Origin of the sequence: Achromobacter sp. RTa (assembly GCF_000757485.1) — a bacterium.
GTDB lineage: Bacteria > Pseudomonadota > Gammaproteobacteria > Burkholderiales > Burkholderiaceae_B > Achromobacter.
This window is the reverse complement of sequence record NZ_JPYO01000019.1, coordinates 118,351-131,868: the sequence shown is the minus strand read 5'-3', so window position 1 is coordinate 131,868 and position 13,518 is coordinate 118,351. Positions and strand designations below refer to the sequence as shown.

Genomic DNA, 13,518 nt, shown 5'->3' with positions numbered 1-13,518 from the left:
CCTGGAGACGGAGGGGCGTGGCTGCTGCCGCGGGCCGTGGGCATGTCGCGCGCGCGTGAAATGGCCTTCACGGGCCGCAGCATAGACGCCGCCCAAGCCGGACACGCGCTCCGATGACGGCGCTCGCGCCATGGCGCTGCTGGAAGGGCGCGCGGCGCCCGCCGCGCCCGCGCCCAAGCCGGCCGCCAAGGGCAATTTCGTGCTCCAGATCGCCGCATACACGACCTCGGAAGACGCCCAGTCGCGCCGCAGCAAGCTGCACCAGGCCGGGGTCACGAACGCTTTCGTCGAACAGGCCACCATCGGTGGCAAGCAGCAGTACCGCCTGCGCGTGGGGCCGTTCCCCTCGCGCGAGGCGGCGCAGGCGGCCCAGGCGCGCTTGCGCACCCTGGGCTATGACAATGGTTTCATCGCCGCGCAATAGTGACCGGCTTCGACTTCGTCGTGCTGGCCATCCTGGTGGTTTCGGGTGTGCTCGGCCTGGTGCGCGGCCTGCTCAAAGAGGTCCTGTCGCTGGTCGCCTATCTGCTGGCCTTCGTGGCAGCGATATGGTGGGGCCCCACGGTCTACGCCTGGCTGGAGCCCTATATTGAAACGACGCTGTTGCGCATGGGAGTTTCGTACGCAGCGGTATTCATCATCGTGCTGCTCGGCGTGGGGTTGGTCAATATGACGCTTGCCGCCTTGATACGCAGTACCGGCCTGAGCCCGGCCGACCACGGCCTGGGCGGCATGTTCGGGCTGGCGCGCGGCCTGCTGATCGTGCTGGCGCTGGTCGCCGCCGCGGGCTACACGCCGCTGCCTGAAGAGCCGTGGTGGAAGGACGCCATGTTTTCGCATTCGGCCATCGAGGCCATCAAACATATCAAGACGTGGCTGCCGCCGTCCCTGGCGACGTGGCTGCCGTATTGATCTGCTTCAAATCAACCAGGAAAGCTCACCATGTGTGGAATCGTAGGGGTCATCGGGCGCGGGCCGGTCAACCAGCTGCTCTATGACAGCTTGCTGCTGTTGCAGCACCGCGGGCAGGACGCCGCGGGCATCGCGACGTCGCAAGGCAACCAATTCAATATGTACAAGGCCCACGGGCTGGTGCGCGACGTCTTCCGTACGCGCAACATGCGCGCGCTGCCCGGTACGTCTGGCATCGGCCAGGTCCGCTATCCCACGGCGGGCTCCAGCGCCAGCGAGGAAGAGGCCCAGCCGTTCTACGTGAATGCGCCGTTCGGCATCATGTTCGCCCACAACGGCAACCTGACCAACTGGCGTGAGCTGCGCGAGTCCCTGTATCGCGTCGACCGCCGCCACATCAACACCAACTCCGATTCGGAAGTGCTGCTGAATGTGCTGGCCCACGAACTGCAATCGGCCGCCAATGGCGTTTCGCTGGACGACGACGCGATGTTCCGCGCCGTGTCCGCCGTGCACAAGCGCGTGCGCGGCGCCTACGCCGTGGTGGCCCAGATCTCGGGCTACGGGCTGCTCGCCTTCCGCGACCCCAACGGCATCCGTCCGCTGTGCATCGGCCGCCAGGAAACCGAAGAGGGCGTGGAATGGATGGTCGCCTCGGAATCGGTGGCCCTGGAAGGCAGCGGCTTCGCTTTCGTGCGCGACGTCGAGCCGGGCGAGGCCGTGTTCGTCGACCTGGACGGCCGCTTCGTCAGCCGCCAGTGCGCCGAGAACCCCCAGCTGGTGCCCTGCATCTTCGAATACGTGTACTTCGCGCGTCCGGACTCGCTGATCGACGGCGTGTCGGTCTATGACGCGCGCCTGCGCATGGGCGAATACCTGGCCGACAAGGTGGCGCGCAACATGCGCCTGGGCGATATCGACGTGGTCATGCCGATCCCCGATTCGTCGCGCCCGGCCGCCATGCAGCTGGCCGCCCGCCTGAACCTGGACTACCGTGAAGGCCTGATCAAGAACCGGTACGTGGGCCGCACCTTCATCATGCCGGGCCAGGCGGTGCGCCGGAAGTCCGTGCGCCAGAAGCTCAATGCCATCGGCATGGAATTCAAGGGCAAGAACGTGCTGCTGGTCGATGACTCCATCGTGCGCGGCACCACCAGCCGCGAGATCGTGGACATGGCCCGCGCCGCCGGCGCCAACAAGGTGTATTTCGCCTCCGCCGCGCCTCCGGTCCGCTTCCCCAACGTCTACGGCATCGACATGCCCACCCAGAGCGAGCTGATCGCCACCGGCCGCAGCGACGAGGAAATCGCCCGCGCGATCGGCGCCGACAACCTGGTCTACCAGGATCTGCACGACATGCAGCAGGCGGTCCGGGACATCAACCCCAAGCTGTCGCGTTTCGAGGCGTCCTGCTTCGACGGCGAATACGTCACGGGCGACATCACCGCCGAATACCTGGCGCGCCTGGGCCAGTCCCGCAGCGAGTCCGGCGAAGAGGGCGGCGCCAGCGGCCTGCAGTTCAATATGGGCTACGCCGCCAACGACGCGTGAGCCGCCACGCGGCAGGAACGAAGAGCCGCCCTTTGTGGGCGGCTTTTTTTCGGCTCGCTCCGTTCAGGCAGCGGCCTTCCACAGCGCCACGTTCGTGGCTTCCAGATGCGTCAGATATAACCGCAGGTCGAATTCGTACTGGTGGTACTGCGGCTCCATGTGCAGGCACAGGTTGTAGAAGGCGCGGTTGTGGTCCTTCTCCTTGAGATGGGCCAGCTCGTGGACGGCGATCATTTTCAGGAATTCGGCCGGAACGGTCTTGAACAGCGTCGCCACGCGGATCTCGTGCTTGGCCTTCAGCTTCCCGCCCTGTACGCGGGAGACGTAGGTGTGCTGGCCCAGCGCGTGCTGGATCACGTGGATCTTGCTGTCGAACGCAACCTTGTTGATCTGGTCGCCGTTGCGCATATAGGTATTTTTCAGGTCCGTCACGTACTGATAGAGCGCGCGGTCCGTGCGCACGCCATGCGCGCCCTCGGGATAACGGGACAGCAGGGCGGCGCCCAGCTTGCCCTCGTCGAGCAGCTTGCGGGCCTGTTGCAACAGCGGTTCGGGATAGCCGGCGAGGTATTTCAGGGGAGGCACGTTCAGGACGGTTCCGGAGGAATGACGGTGAGGCGCGGCCAGGTTTCGGAATGGCGCTTGGCTGCAAGCCGATGCGCATAGGCGCGTGGGTCGGCGCCGGGGGCGGGGCGGAGCACGAGCGCGAACAGGTCCGTCAGCCCGTGCGGGGCGACGATGGCGATTTGGCCGTCGCCGGTCAGCCGGACTCCCACGCAGGTGGCGGTTTCGGGCCAGCTGGCGATGCCGGCCTCCAGCGACGCCGCCGGGGGCGGAGCGTCTCCTCGGCTGTCGCGTCGCCACAGGTGCACGCGCGCCTGGTTCACCACTTCCCATGGCGCGTCGGGCGCCGCCTCGCGCAGGCGGCCGGCCACTGCCGCTTCATGCCCGGGGCTGAGGTCCGATGCGTCGTGGTATACGAAATCGATGTCGGCGGAAGGGTGGCTGTCGGCGGGGTAGCCGTGCAGATGGTTCCAGACCAGCGACCGGACGGCGCCGGCCGCGATGCAGCCGTCCGCCGGGCCGTGATCGCGGGCGGCGCGCAGCCAGCGCATCAGCGGAGCATGCGCCAGGACCAGCGCGCGCAACGCGGCGGCCTGTTCTTCCGCGGGCAGGGGCACCGGGCCTACAGCGCGCGGCCGCGCCTGAAGGCGACGGGCAGCGCCATGAAGAAGAGGATGACGAAGAGCGCCAGGCTCCACAGGGCGTACTCGATGCCCAAAACGGACACCATGGCGTCCATGCAGGTGGCGTAGATGCCGAACAGCCACGGCACGCCGCCGTCCAGCCCGATGCCGGTCATGAAGCGGTCGGCGAAGGTCTGGTCGCAGGACAGCATTTTGGCCGCCACGCTGTATTGGTACCAGGCCGCGACCACCCCGCAGACCGAAAGCAATGCCGCCAGCCCGCCGCAAACGCGGGTCAGGGCGCGTCCGCCGCCAAAGCCGCCCACCAGCGCGACGACGCCGATCACCAGGTAGATCAAGCGCTGCATGACGCACCAGGCGCAGGGTGGCATATCGAAAACGTGCTGGGAAACCAGGGCGATGCCAACGGCGCCGAAGCAGAAGAGGGCGATCAGGCGGAGCAGGCGTTCAGAGCGTGAAGTCATTGTTCTGCGGTGAGGGTTGAGGGGGACCAGGGCTTAGGCCTTGGGGACCGGAATTGGTTGCATCACTTGCTGCAGGACGCCCAGCAGCAGTTCGCGCGAGCCTTCCCAGAAGATCTGCACCCCGAGGCACAGCATGATGAAGGCCGACAGGCGCATGAACACGGCGGTGCCATTATCGCCCAGCCGGTGCAGCATCTGCGCGGCGAAGCGCAGGCAGATGTAGAGGGTCACGGACACGACGATGATGCCGGGGATGGACCCGCCCAGGCGCACCAGGCTCAGCACGTGGTTCTGGTCCCGCAGCGAAACGCCGACCGTGATGGCGGCGGCGATGGAGCCCGGGCCGCAACTGATCGGGAAAGTCAGGGGATAGAAGGCGCGGGCCTTGGCCATTTCCGGCGTGAACGATTCGGCCATGCGCGCGACGCGCTCCGTGTCGGCGTCGGGCGAGTTCACCAGCCGCCATGCGCTGGCGATCACCAGCATGCCGCCGCCGACCCGCACGATGGACAACGAGATGCCGAAAAAGCTCAGCAGCACGTTGCCGGCGACCATGGCCACGATCAGCATCAGGCAGACGTTGATGGCGACCCGCTTGGCCAGCACCATCCGCGTGGAGGACGACGCGCCTTCGGTCAGCGACAGGAAGATCGGCGCGATCGCGGGCGGGTTCAGGAAGGGCAGCAGCGTGGCCAGCGCGAAGAAGAAGCTGCCCCCGAAAACGCGCAGATAGTCATTGAGCTGCATAGGTACGGACGCCGCGTGGCCGAAAACCGGGATTGTATGCCCTCCGCACGGCGCTGGCGATGGCGCGCCGCCCGCCGCGTCAGGCGGCGCGCTGGCCGGCTTCCTCGCCCGCCAGGGCGTCCAGGACGTCGCGTTCGAACTGCATTTGGCTGCGCGGCCGGGTCAGCGCCTGGCCGTCGACGATGAACACGTCTTCCACCCGGTCGCCCAGCGTCATGATCTTGGCCATCAGCAGGTTCACCTCGTGCCGCGCGAACACGCGCGCCAGCGCGTGCAGCAGGCCGGGCCGGTCGGTGGCCGTTACGGACAGGCGCCAGGAGGTGCTGCGTTCGTCGGGCTGCAGCTCCGCCTGCGGCATGACCGGGAAGACCCGCGACACGCGCGACTGGCGGCCCCGGCCGTAGTAGCCGCCGCGCGAGTGCTGCGGCTGGGCAGCGGCCTGCGGGTCCTTGAGCCGCTCGGCCAGCTCGTGTTCGACGAGCGTGGCCTGGGCGCGCAGGTCGCTGGCGCCTTCCGGCAGCAGCACGATGAAGCTGTCCAGGGCCCAGCCGTGGCGGGTGGTGTGGATGCGGGCGTCCTGGATGGACAGGGCCTTGGCGTCGAAGTAGCCGCAGATGGCCACGAACAGATCGGGCGCGTCGCGGGTGTACACCATGATCTGCAGGCCCTCGCCGTGCTCGGTGGGACGGGCCTTGACCACCGCCTGGGCCGGCGCGACCTGATGATACAGGTGGCGCGTGTGCCAGGCGATGTCCGAGGCGTCGTGGCGTAGGAAATACGCCACGTCCAGCTGGTTCCAGAAGGCCTCGCGGGCGTCGTCGCGCAGCCCCGCCAGCCGGGTCAGGCGTGCGGCTTCTTCCTTGCGCTCCGTCAGCACCGTGTGCGCGTCGGCGTGCGCGCCGCCGAGGGCGGCCAGCGTGAGCTTGTACAGGTCTTCGAGCAGCTTGCCCTTCCAGGCGTTCCAGACTTTGGGGCTGGTGCCGCGGATGTCGGCCACCGTCAGCAGGTACAGGGCGGTCAGGTGGCGCTCGTCTTTCACGGTGGCGGCGAAATCCTGCACCACGGCGGGGTCGGACAAGTCCCGTTTTTGCGCCACGGCCGACATCAGCAGATGCTGGCGGACCAGGAATTCGACCAGGGCGGTGTCCTCGGGCTCCATGCCGTGGTCCTGGGCGAACTTGCGGACTTCGCGCGCGCCGAGCTCGGAATGGTCGCCGCCGCGCCCCTTGGCGATATCGTGGAACAGCGCCGCCACGTACAGCAGCCAATGCCGGTCCAGCCCGGCGATCAACTGGCTGGCCAGCGGATATTCCTGAGCGTGCTCGGGCATGGTGAAGCGGCGCAGGTTGCGCACCACCGCCAGCGTGTGCTGGTCCACGGTATAGGCATGGAACAGGTCGTGCTGCATCTGGCCGACGATGCGCCGGAACACCGGCAGGTAGCGCGGCAGGATGTTCAGCATGGTCATGCGCCGCAGCTCGTGCACAATGCCGCGCGGCTGCTGCAGGATCTGCAGGAACAGCTTGCGGTTGACGGGGTTGCGGCGGAACTGCGCGTCGATGCGGTGCCGGGAATGCCAGATGGCGCGCAGCGTGCGCGCCGACATGCCCGTCAATTCCGGATGCTGCTGCATGACCAGGAAGGCGCGCAGCAACAGGGTGGGGTTGCGTTCGAAGCCGTCGTCGCGAATGATGTCCAGGCGATCCCGCAGGTTGCGGAAATCGTCGTCGATGTCGCGGGCGTCGGTGTCGGGGCGCGGAAACAGCCGCTCCTCGATGTTCTGCACCAGGATCCCATTGAGCTGCGTCACCAGCCGCGCGGCCCAGTAGTAACGCTGCATCAGCAGTTCGCTGCCGCGCCGGGTGGCGGTGGCATGAATGCCGTAGACCTCGGCCAGCGCGGGCTGGAGGTCGAAGAGGACGCGGTCCTCGCGCCGGTTGGCCAGCAAGTGCAGTTCTATGCGCAGCCGCTTGAATGCCTGCTCGGCCTTGCGCAGGTCGCGCGCTTCCGAAGAGGTCAGCAGGCCGGCTTGCGCCACCGAGCGCCAGCTGTCGCCGAAACCGGCCGCCCTGGCCATCCAGAGGATGACCTGCAGGTCGCGCAGGCCGCCGGGGGATTCCTTGCAGTTCGGTTCCAGCGCATAGGGCGTGTCGTGGTAGCGCGCGTGGCGCTGCTGCATTTCGACGCGCTTGGCGCGGAAGAAGGCGCGCGGGTCCAGCCTGGACTTGGTGGCGGCCTCGAACTTCTTCATCAGCGTGCGGCTGCCCGCCAGCCAGCGGGACTCCAGCAGGGCGGTTTCCACGGTGATGTCGGCATCGGCCTCGCGCTCGCAGTCTTCGATGGTGCGCACGCTGTGGCCGGGCTCCAGGCCCAGGTCCCATAGCGAGGCCACCAGCCGCTCGATGGCGGCTTCGTCCTCGCGGGTGGGGGCGTGCGGCAGCAGGATGAGCAGGTCGACGTCGGAATGCGGGTACAGTTCACCCCGGCCGTAGCCGCCCACGGCCGCCAGCGTGGCGCCGGTGGGCAGGGGGCACTGCTTCACCAGGTCGCGCAGCGCGGCATCTACGATGCGCCGCAACTCGGACAGCAGCGTGTCCGGCCGCTCGTGTCCGCGAAACTGGGCCACCGCAGTGCGCCGGGATTCCTGGATGCGTTCGCGCAGGGCGCTGAGGTATGCGGCGGTCATGGCGGCAGGCGGCGGGACGTCAGACGGCGGGAATGACGATGGGTTCGGTGATGAATGCCGGCGGCTGGGGCATGCCGGGCGACAGGGTCAGGACCTCGTAGCCGGTTTCGGTCACACAGACAGCATGCTCCCATTGGGCGGACAGGCTGTGGTCGCGGGTGACGACCGTCCAGCCGTCGGACAGCTGGCGTATCTCGCGCCGGCCGGCATTGATCATGGGCTCGATGGTGAACAGCATGCCTGTCGTAAGCTCCACGCCCGTGCCCGGCTTGCCGTAATGCAGCACCTGCGGGTCTTCATGGAAGCGCTGGCCGATGCCGTGGCCGCAGAATTCGCGGACGACCGAGAAGCCGTTGGCCTCGGCGTGCTTCTGGATCGCGTTGCCGACGTCGCCCAGCGTGGCGCCGTGCTTCACCTGCTGGATGCCTTTCCACATGCATTCGAAGGTGATTTCGGTCAGGCGGCGCGACAGGATGGACTGCTCGCCGACGGCGTACATGCGGCTGGTGTCGCCGAACCAGCCGTCCTTGATGATGGTGACGTCGATATTCAATGAGTCCCCGTTTTTCAGCACCTTGTCGCCCGGGATGCCATGGCAGACCTGGTGGTTCACCGAGGTACAGATGGCGCCGGGGAAGGGCGGATAGCCCGGGGGCGCGTAACCCACCGTGGCGGACTTCACGCCCAGCTCGTCGGTCAGGTATTCCAGGCAGAGGCGGTCGAGCTCGCCCGTCGTGACGCCCGGCTTGACGTGGGGGGTGATGAAGTCGAGGACTTTGGCGGCGTCCTGGCAGGCCGCGCGCATTTTGGCCAGGTCGGCCTGATTGGTAATAGTGCCCATGGATTAGCTTGGCGATCAGTCGCTTGAATGTCTGCTTGAAAGAATAGTAGAATTATAGGCTTCCCTAAATTTTTGGGGATGCATGGTAGTGAGTGGTGGGATGAACCCAGGGTGAAAGCCCGGGGTGAACCCCAGGTGAAAACCCAGGGTGAAAACTCAGGGTGAAAGCCCAGCTACTCAGTACTACTGGGTAACGGCAAGAGCCGATCCCGGCGGGTGTTGGCATGGTGGCGTTGGCGCCAGCCTTGCGCAAGCCCGGCAAGTATTTGGTTGTGCGGATCCAATCATTGGGATCGGCGGCACGCCCTGAAGTTTCACCGCAAGCGAAGGTTGTGGAGCGAAATCGGGCAGGCCGCGGGTGCCGGTGGCAGGGAGCGCGCATCGGATGCGGGCCGGACGGGCGTGGGCGGCAACAAATCCACGGCTGGCGCGAACCGGGGCGCGGTGTGCTTGCAAGCCTGGTCAAGTTTTAGAGCGGCGATGCAGGCTCAGGGTCTGTGCTCGGTGTGGATGTCGGATTAAGTTCTTGAAAACATTCGTGTTTTCTTAAGAAATGCCCCGACGGTCTGATGCGCGGTCGTATGGGTGCCAGGTTTGGCGTCTTTCCGAACGCGAAGAGCAGGATTTTCCAGAGCTGGATTTCGCCGCCAACAAAACAGGTCCGGGTGCGTCTCGAAGAAACTTCCAGGAAATTCCTGGCGGGTCGGGAGACGCGTTGCATGCATGCGGCGCGAGGTTTTCGCCGTGGCGGCTGTCTGGGTTTATCGCGGCAGCGTGGTAAGAGGCGTCTAGGGCGGTCCGCCCGAAGGCGTCGGAGTTATTGCGGCAGTGATCGGCCGGCCCGGTTAGAATTTTGTCATCCCGCAGTTGCGGGAAATCGCGCGCAACACCACCCAGGGTGTCAGCCAGAGGCTGATGCAGGTGCGGCGCAAGAAATCAACCCTTGGAGAAAGTCATGTCTTTGATGCGCGAAATGCTGGAAGCGGGTGTCCACTTCGGTCACCAGACCCGTTACTGGAACCCCAAGATGGCCCCCTATATCTTCGGCCATCGCAACAAGATTCACATCATCAACCTCGAAAAGACGGTTGATAAGTACCAGGAAGCCACCAAGTTCGTGAAGCAGCTGGCTGCTCGCGGCGGCAACATCCTGTTCGTCGGCACCAAGCGCGCTGCGCGTGAGCTGGTCGCCGCCGAAGCCGCCCGTTGCGGCATGCCCTACGTCGACGCCCGCTGGCTCGGCGGCATGCTGACCAACTTCAAGACGGTCAAGACCTCGGTCAAGCGCCTGAAGGACATGGAAGCCGTTGTCGCCGAAGGCGGCGCCGAGCGCATGATCAAGAAGGAAGGCCTGCTGTTCCAACGCGAACTGGAAAAGCTGAACAAGTCGATCGGCGGCATCAAGGACATGAACGGCCTGCCCGATGCCATGTTCGTGATCGACGTCGGCTACCACAAGATCGCCATCGCCGAAGCCAAGACGCTGGGCATCCCGGTCGTGGCCGTGGTTGACACCAACCACTCGCCCGACGGCATCGACTACGTCATCCCCGGCAACGACGACTCGGCCAAGGCCATCGCGCTGTACGCCAAGGGCATCGCCGACGCCGTGCTGGAAGGCCGCGAGCAGAACCTGAACGGTCTGGTCGAAGAGCTGGGCGAAGGCCAGGAAGAGTTCGTCGAAGTGCAGGACAACCAGGCCTAAGCCGGTTGTCATGTCCGGCGGTTAGTGTCTGGGAGCGGTCCGGAAATCCGGCCCGCTCCCGCCTCGCCGGCACAGCGAAGGTGGGCTCCCATCTTCCAGCTCCGCGAATCGCGGATGTCCCATCGAATCACATCACTGTCCCGGCCTGCCGGGGCGTGTTCTAGCAAAATTGGAGCAAACATGGCTGAAATTACCGCTGCCCTGGTCAAGGAACTGCGCGAAAAGACCGACGCCCCCATGATGGAGTGCAAGAAGGCCTTGACGGAAGCCGAAGGCGATCTGGCCCGCGCCGAGGAAATCCTGCGCGTCAAGCTGGGCAACAAGGCCAGCAAGGCCGCCGCCCGCGTCACCGCCGAAGGCCTGATCGGTCTGTTCATCTCTGCCGACGCCAAGCAAGGCGCCGTCATCGAAGTCAACTGCGAAACCGACTTCGTCGCCAAGAACGACGACTTCGTCGCTTTCGTGAACAAGCTGGCCGAGATCGTCGCCACGCAGAACCCCGCCAGCGTTGAAGCCCTGTCGGCGCTGCCCTATGGCGACGGCACGATCGAATCCACCCGCACCGCCCTGATCGGCAAGATCGGCGAAAACATGTCGATCCGCCGCTTCGAGCGCATCGAGACCCCGAACGCGCTGGCCAGCTACGTGCACGGCGGCCGCATCGGCGTGCTGGTTGAATACTCGGGCGCCGAGGAAGTGGGCAAGGACCTGGCGATGCACATCGCTGCAACCAAGCCCAAGGCGCTGAACGCCGACGGCGTGAACCCCGCCGACATCGCCGCCGAGCGCTCGGTCGCCGAGCAGAAGGCCGCCGAATCGGGCAAGCCGGCTGAAATCGTCGCCAAGATGGTCGAAGGCTCGGTCGCGAAGTTCCTGAAGGAAGTCACCCTGCTGTCGCAGCCGTTCGTCAAGGACGACAAGGCCACGGTCGAGCAGATGCTGAAGGCCAAGGGCGCTTCGATCAGCAAGTTCGTGCTGTTCGTCGTCGGCGAAGGTATCGAGAAGAAGACCAGCGATTTCGCCGCCGAGGTTGCCGCCGCCGCCGCTGGCCGCGCCTAAACGGTAGTTTGCTTACGGGCCGGCTCTGACTAAAATCAGGCCGGCCTATTTCTTGTCTTACACTTTCGTCGGATTGTTCCTCGGGATATCACCTATGAGCAGCAGATCATACAAACGGGTTCTTCTCAAGCTTTCCGGCGAGGCGCTGATGGGCGAAGATGCGTTCGGCATCAATCGTTCCACCATCGTCCGCATGACCGATGAGATCGCCGAAGTCGCCGCCACCGGCGTTGAACTGGCCATCGTCATCGGCGGTGGCAACATCTTCCGTGGCGTCGCCCCGGGCGCGCAGGGCATGGACCGCGCGACGGCCGACTACATGGGCATGATGGCCACCATCATGAACGCGCTTGCGCTGCAGGACGCGCTCAAGCACAAGGGAATCGACACCCGCGTACAATCGGCCCTGAACATCGATCAGGTCGTCGAACCCTACATCCGCCCCAAGGCCCTGCGTTACCTCGAAGAGGGCAAGGTCGTCATTTTCGCGGCGGGCACCGGCAACCCCTTCTTCACCACCGACACCGCCGCCGCCCTGCGCGGCGCCGAAATCGGCGCGGAGATCGTGTTGAAGGCCACCAAGGTCGACGGCATCTACAGCGCGGACCCCAACAAGGATCCCACCGCCACGCGATACGCGCGCATCAGTTTCGACGAAGCCATCGTCCGCCGCCTGGAAGTCATGGACGCTACCGCGTTCGCGCTGTGCCGCGACCAGAAACTGCCGATCAAAGTGTTTTCGATCAATAAGTCCGGCGCCCTCAAGCGGGTGGTCAGCGGCGAAGACGAAGGCACTTTGGTACACGTTTAAAGAAAAGGAAATTCCATGAGCGTCGCAGAAATCCGCAAATCCGCCGAAGCCAGGATGGTCAAGTCGCTTGATACGCTCAAGACCAGCCTGGCCAAGATCCGTACGGGCCGCGCCCATACCGGCATCCTGGATCACGTTCAGGTCGAGTACTACGGTTCGCCCGTGCCGATCAGCCAGGTGGCCAACGTCAACCTGGTGGACGCCCGCACGATCAGCGTCCAGCCCTACGAAAAGCCCATGGCTTCCGTCATCGAGAAGGCCATCCGCGAGTCGGACCTGGGCCTGAACCCGATGTCGATGGGCGACACCATCCGCGTGCCGATGCCGGCCCTGACCGAAGAGCGCCGCCGCGACCTTACCAAGGTCGTACGCAGCGAAGGCGAGGATGCCAAGGTGGCTGTGCGCAACCTGCGCCGCGAAGCCAATGAAGCGCTGAAGAAGCTCGTCAAGGACAAGGAAATCTCCGAGGACGACGAACGCCGCGCCCAGGACGACGTCCAGAAGCTGACGGATCGCAGCGTGGCCGACATCGACAAGATGGTCGCCCAGAAAGAAGCGGAAATCATGACCGTATAATTCCTGCACGTTCCGGGCGCGGCCATCGCGGCTGCGCCCGGGCCCAGGATATTTTTGCCTACGCGCCGTCCTATCCATTGTTTCGCAGCATCTCTACGTAGCGATGGATCGACGGCGCAGGCTTTTCCCCGTATTTCCGATTTTCGCCGGCCCTCTGCGCGCAGCACCACACTCATGGCAACCAGTTCGACCCAGGCGGTTCCCGCCATCCGCGATGTTCCCGAACACGTGGCCATCATCATGGATGGCAACGGCCGGTGGGCGACGCGGCGGCTGCTGCCTCGTACGGCGGGGCATGCCAAGGGCGTGCAAGCCGTGCGGCGCGTGGTCGAGGCCTGCGGCCGCGCTGGCGTCCGTTACCTGACGCTCTTCGCCTTCAGTTCCGAAAACTGGCGCCGTCCCGCCGAGGAAGTCTCGCTCTTGATGCGCCTGTTCGTGCAGGCCCTGGAGCGCGAGGTCGGCAAGCTGGAAGAGCAGGGCGTGCGGCTGCACGTCATCGGCGACCTGAGCGCCTTCGAACCCCGCCTGCAGGAACTCATTTTCGCCGCCCAGGAGCGTACCGCCCACAACGACCGCCTGCACCTGACGGTCGCCGCCAACTACGGCGGGCGCTGGGACATCCTGCAAGCCACGCGCGCCATGTTGGCGGCCGAGCCCGGGCTGGCGGCGCAGCCGCAACTGGTGGACGAAGAACGGCTGTCGAGGCACCTTTCCATGGCCTGGGCGCCCGAGCCCGACCTGTTCATCCGCACGGGCGGTGAGCAACGCATTTCCAATTTCCTGATCTGGCAGATGGCCTACGCGGAGTTCTACTTCACGGACCGCTATTGGCCGGACTTCGGCGCAGCGGAGCTCCAGGCCGCCTTCGACTGGTACCGCACGCGCGAGCGCCGTTTCGGCCGCACCAGCGCGCAGCTCAGCGAAGACGGCGCGAAATAAGCAACCAGACGGCGACAAG

At 65.5% G+C, this 13,518-nt stretch carries 13 protein-coding genes and 2 pseudogenes; 9 read left to right on the top strand and 6 right to left on the bottom strand.

Going from position 1 to position 13,518, the window contains the following annotated elements; all coding sequences use genetic code 11:
• The 4 genes and pseudogenes from JL37_RS30355 to purF all read left to right on the top strand — a co-directional run.
• Window positions 1-99, top strand: a pseudogene (locus tag JL37_RS30355) (enoyl-CoA hydratase); the annotation flags it as partial.
• A pseudogene (locus tag JL37_RS06845) lies at window positions 92-424 on the top strand (SPOR domain-containing protein); the annotation flags it as partial. The pseudogenes JL37_RS30355 and JL37_RS06845, both read left to right, overlap by 8 nt.
• A complete protein-coding gene (locus JL37_RS06840; protein ID WP_013393431.1) occupies window positions 424-912 on the top strand; it encodes a CvpA family protein in 489 nt (162 codons plus the stop codon). The pseudogene JL37_RS06845 and the gene JL37_RS06840, both read left to right, overlap by 1 nt.
• 30 nt (window positions 913-942) lie before the next feature.
• Window positions 943-2,463: an amidophosphoribosyltransferase gene (gene purF, locus JL37_RS06835; protein ID WP_043542861.1), complete on the top strand. Its 1,521-nt coding sequence runs from the start codon at window positions 943-945 to the stop codon at window positions 2,461-2,463.
• A gap of 63 nt (window positions 2,464-2,526) precedes the next feature.
• On the opposite strand, the gene JL37_RS06830 is transcribed toward purF, so the two are convergent.
• The 6 genes from JL37_RS06830 to map form a co-directional block, all read right to left on the bottom strand.
• The gene (locus JL37_RS06830) at window positions 2,527-3,048 is read right to left on the bottom strand and encodes a YgjP-like metallopeptidase domain-containing protein (protein WP_043542859.1); all 522 of its coding nucleotides are present in this window, start codon (window positions 3,046-3,048) and stop codon (window positions 2,527-2,529) included.
• A 2-nt stretch (window positions 3,049-3,050) separates the two neighbouring features.
• Window positions 3,051-3,644 carry a nucleotidyltransferase family protein gene (locus JL37_RS06825; RefSeq protein WP_231570306.1) on the bottom strand — a complete coding sequence of 198 codons (594 nt, stop codon included), beginning with the start codon at window positions 3,642-3,644 and terminating at the stop codon, window positions 3,051-3,053.
• A 5-nt stretch (window positions 3,645-3,649) separates the two neighbouring features.
• The gene (locus tag JL37_RS06820) at window positions 3,650-4,135 is read right to left on the bottom strand and encodes a disulfide bond formation protein B (protein WP_043542858.1); all 486 of its coding nucleotides are present in this window, start codon (window positions 4,133-4,135) and stop codon (window positions 3,650-3,652) included.
• 33 nt (window positions 4,136-4,168) lie between these two features.
• Window positions 4,169-4,882 (bottom strand): MarC family protein, encoded by a 714-nt coding sequence (locus tag JL37_RS06815; protein WP_043542857.1) that lies wholly within the window; start codon window positions 4,880-4,882, stop codon window positions 4,169-4,171.
• Window positions 4,883-4,961: 79 nt separating this feature from the next.
• On the bottom strand, window positions 4,962-7,568 hold the full coding sequence (locus JL37_RS06810) for a [protein-PII] uridylyltransferase (protein ID WP_043542856.1): 2,607 nt from the start codon (window positions 7,566-7,568) through the stop codon (window positions 4,962-4,964).
• A gap of 19 nt (window positions 7,569-7,587) precedes the next feature.
• Window positions 7,588-8,409 (bottom strand): type I methionyl aminopeptidase, encoded by an 822-nt coding sequence (gene map, locus JL37_RS06805; protein WP_043542855.1) that lies wholly within the window; start codon window positions 8,407-8,409, stop codon window positions 7,588-7,590.
• 955 nt (window positions 8,410-9,364) lie between these two features.
• On the opposite strand from map, the gene rpsB reads away from it, so the two are divergent.
• The 5 genes from rpsB to uppS all read left to right on the top strand — a co-directional run bounded on the left by rpsB (window position 9,365) and on the right by uppS (window position 13,499).
• Window positions 9,365-10,114 carry a 30S ribosomal protein S2 gene (gene rpsB, locus JL37_RS06800; RefSeq protein ID WP_043542854.1) on the top strand — a complete coding sequence of 250 codons (750 nt, stop codon included), beginning with the start codon at window positions 9,365-9,367 and terminating at the stop codon, window positions 10,112-10,114.
• A 180-nt stretch (window positions 10,115-10,294) separates the two neighbouring features.
• Window positions 10,295-11,173, top strand: a complete 879-nt coding sequence (tsf, locus tag JL37_RS06795) for a translation elongation factor Ts (protein WP_043542853.1) — start codon at window positions 10,295-10,297, stop codon at window positions 11,171-11,173.
• A gap of 94 nt (window positions 11,174-11,267) precedes the next feature.
• Window positions 11,268-11,984 (top strand): UMP kinase, encoded by a 717-nt coding sequence (gene pyrH, locus JL37_RS06790; RefSeq protein ID WP_043542852.1) that lies wholly within the window; start codon window positions 11,268-11,270, stop codon window positions 11,982-11,984.
• A gap of 15 nt (window positions 11,985-11,999) precedes the next feature.
• Window positions 12,000-12,560 carry a ribosome recycling factor gene (gene frr / locus JL37_RS06785; protein WP_043542850.1) on the top strand — a complete coding sequence of 187 codons (561 nt, stop codon included), beginning with the start codon at window positions 12,000-12,002 and terminating at the stop codon, window positions 12,558-12,560.
• A gap of 174 nt (window positions 12,561-12,734) precedes the next feature.
• The gene (gene uppS, locus JL37_RS06780) at window positions 12,735-13,499 is read left to right on the top strand and encodes a polyprenyl diphosphate synthase (RefSeq protein ID WP_043542849.1); all 765 of its coding nucleotides are present in this window, start codon (window positions 12,735-12,737) and stop codon (window positions 13,497-13,499) included.
• Window positions 13,500-13,518 lie beyond the last annotated feature (19 nt).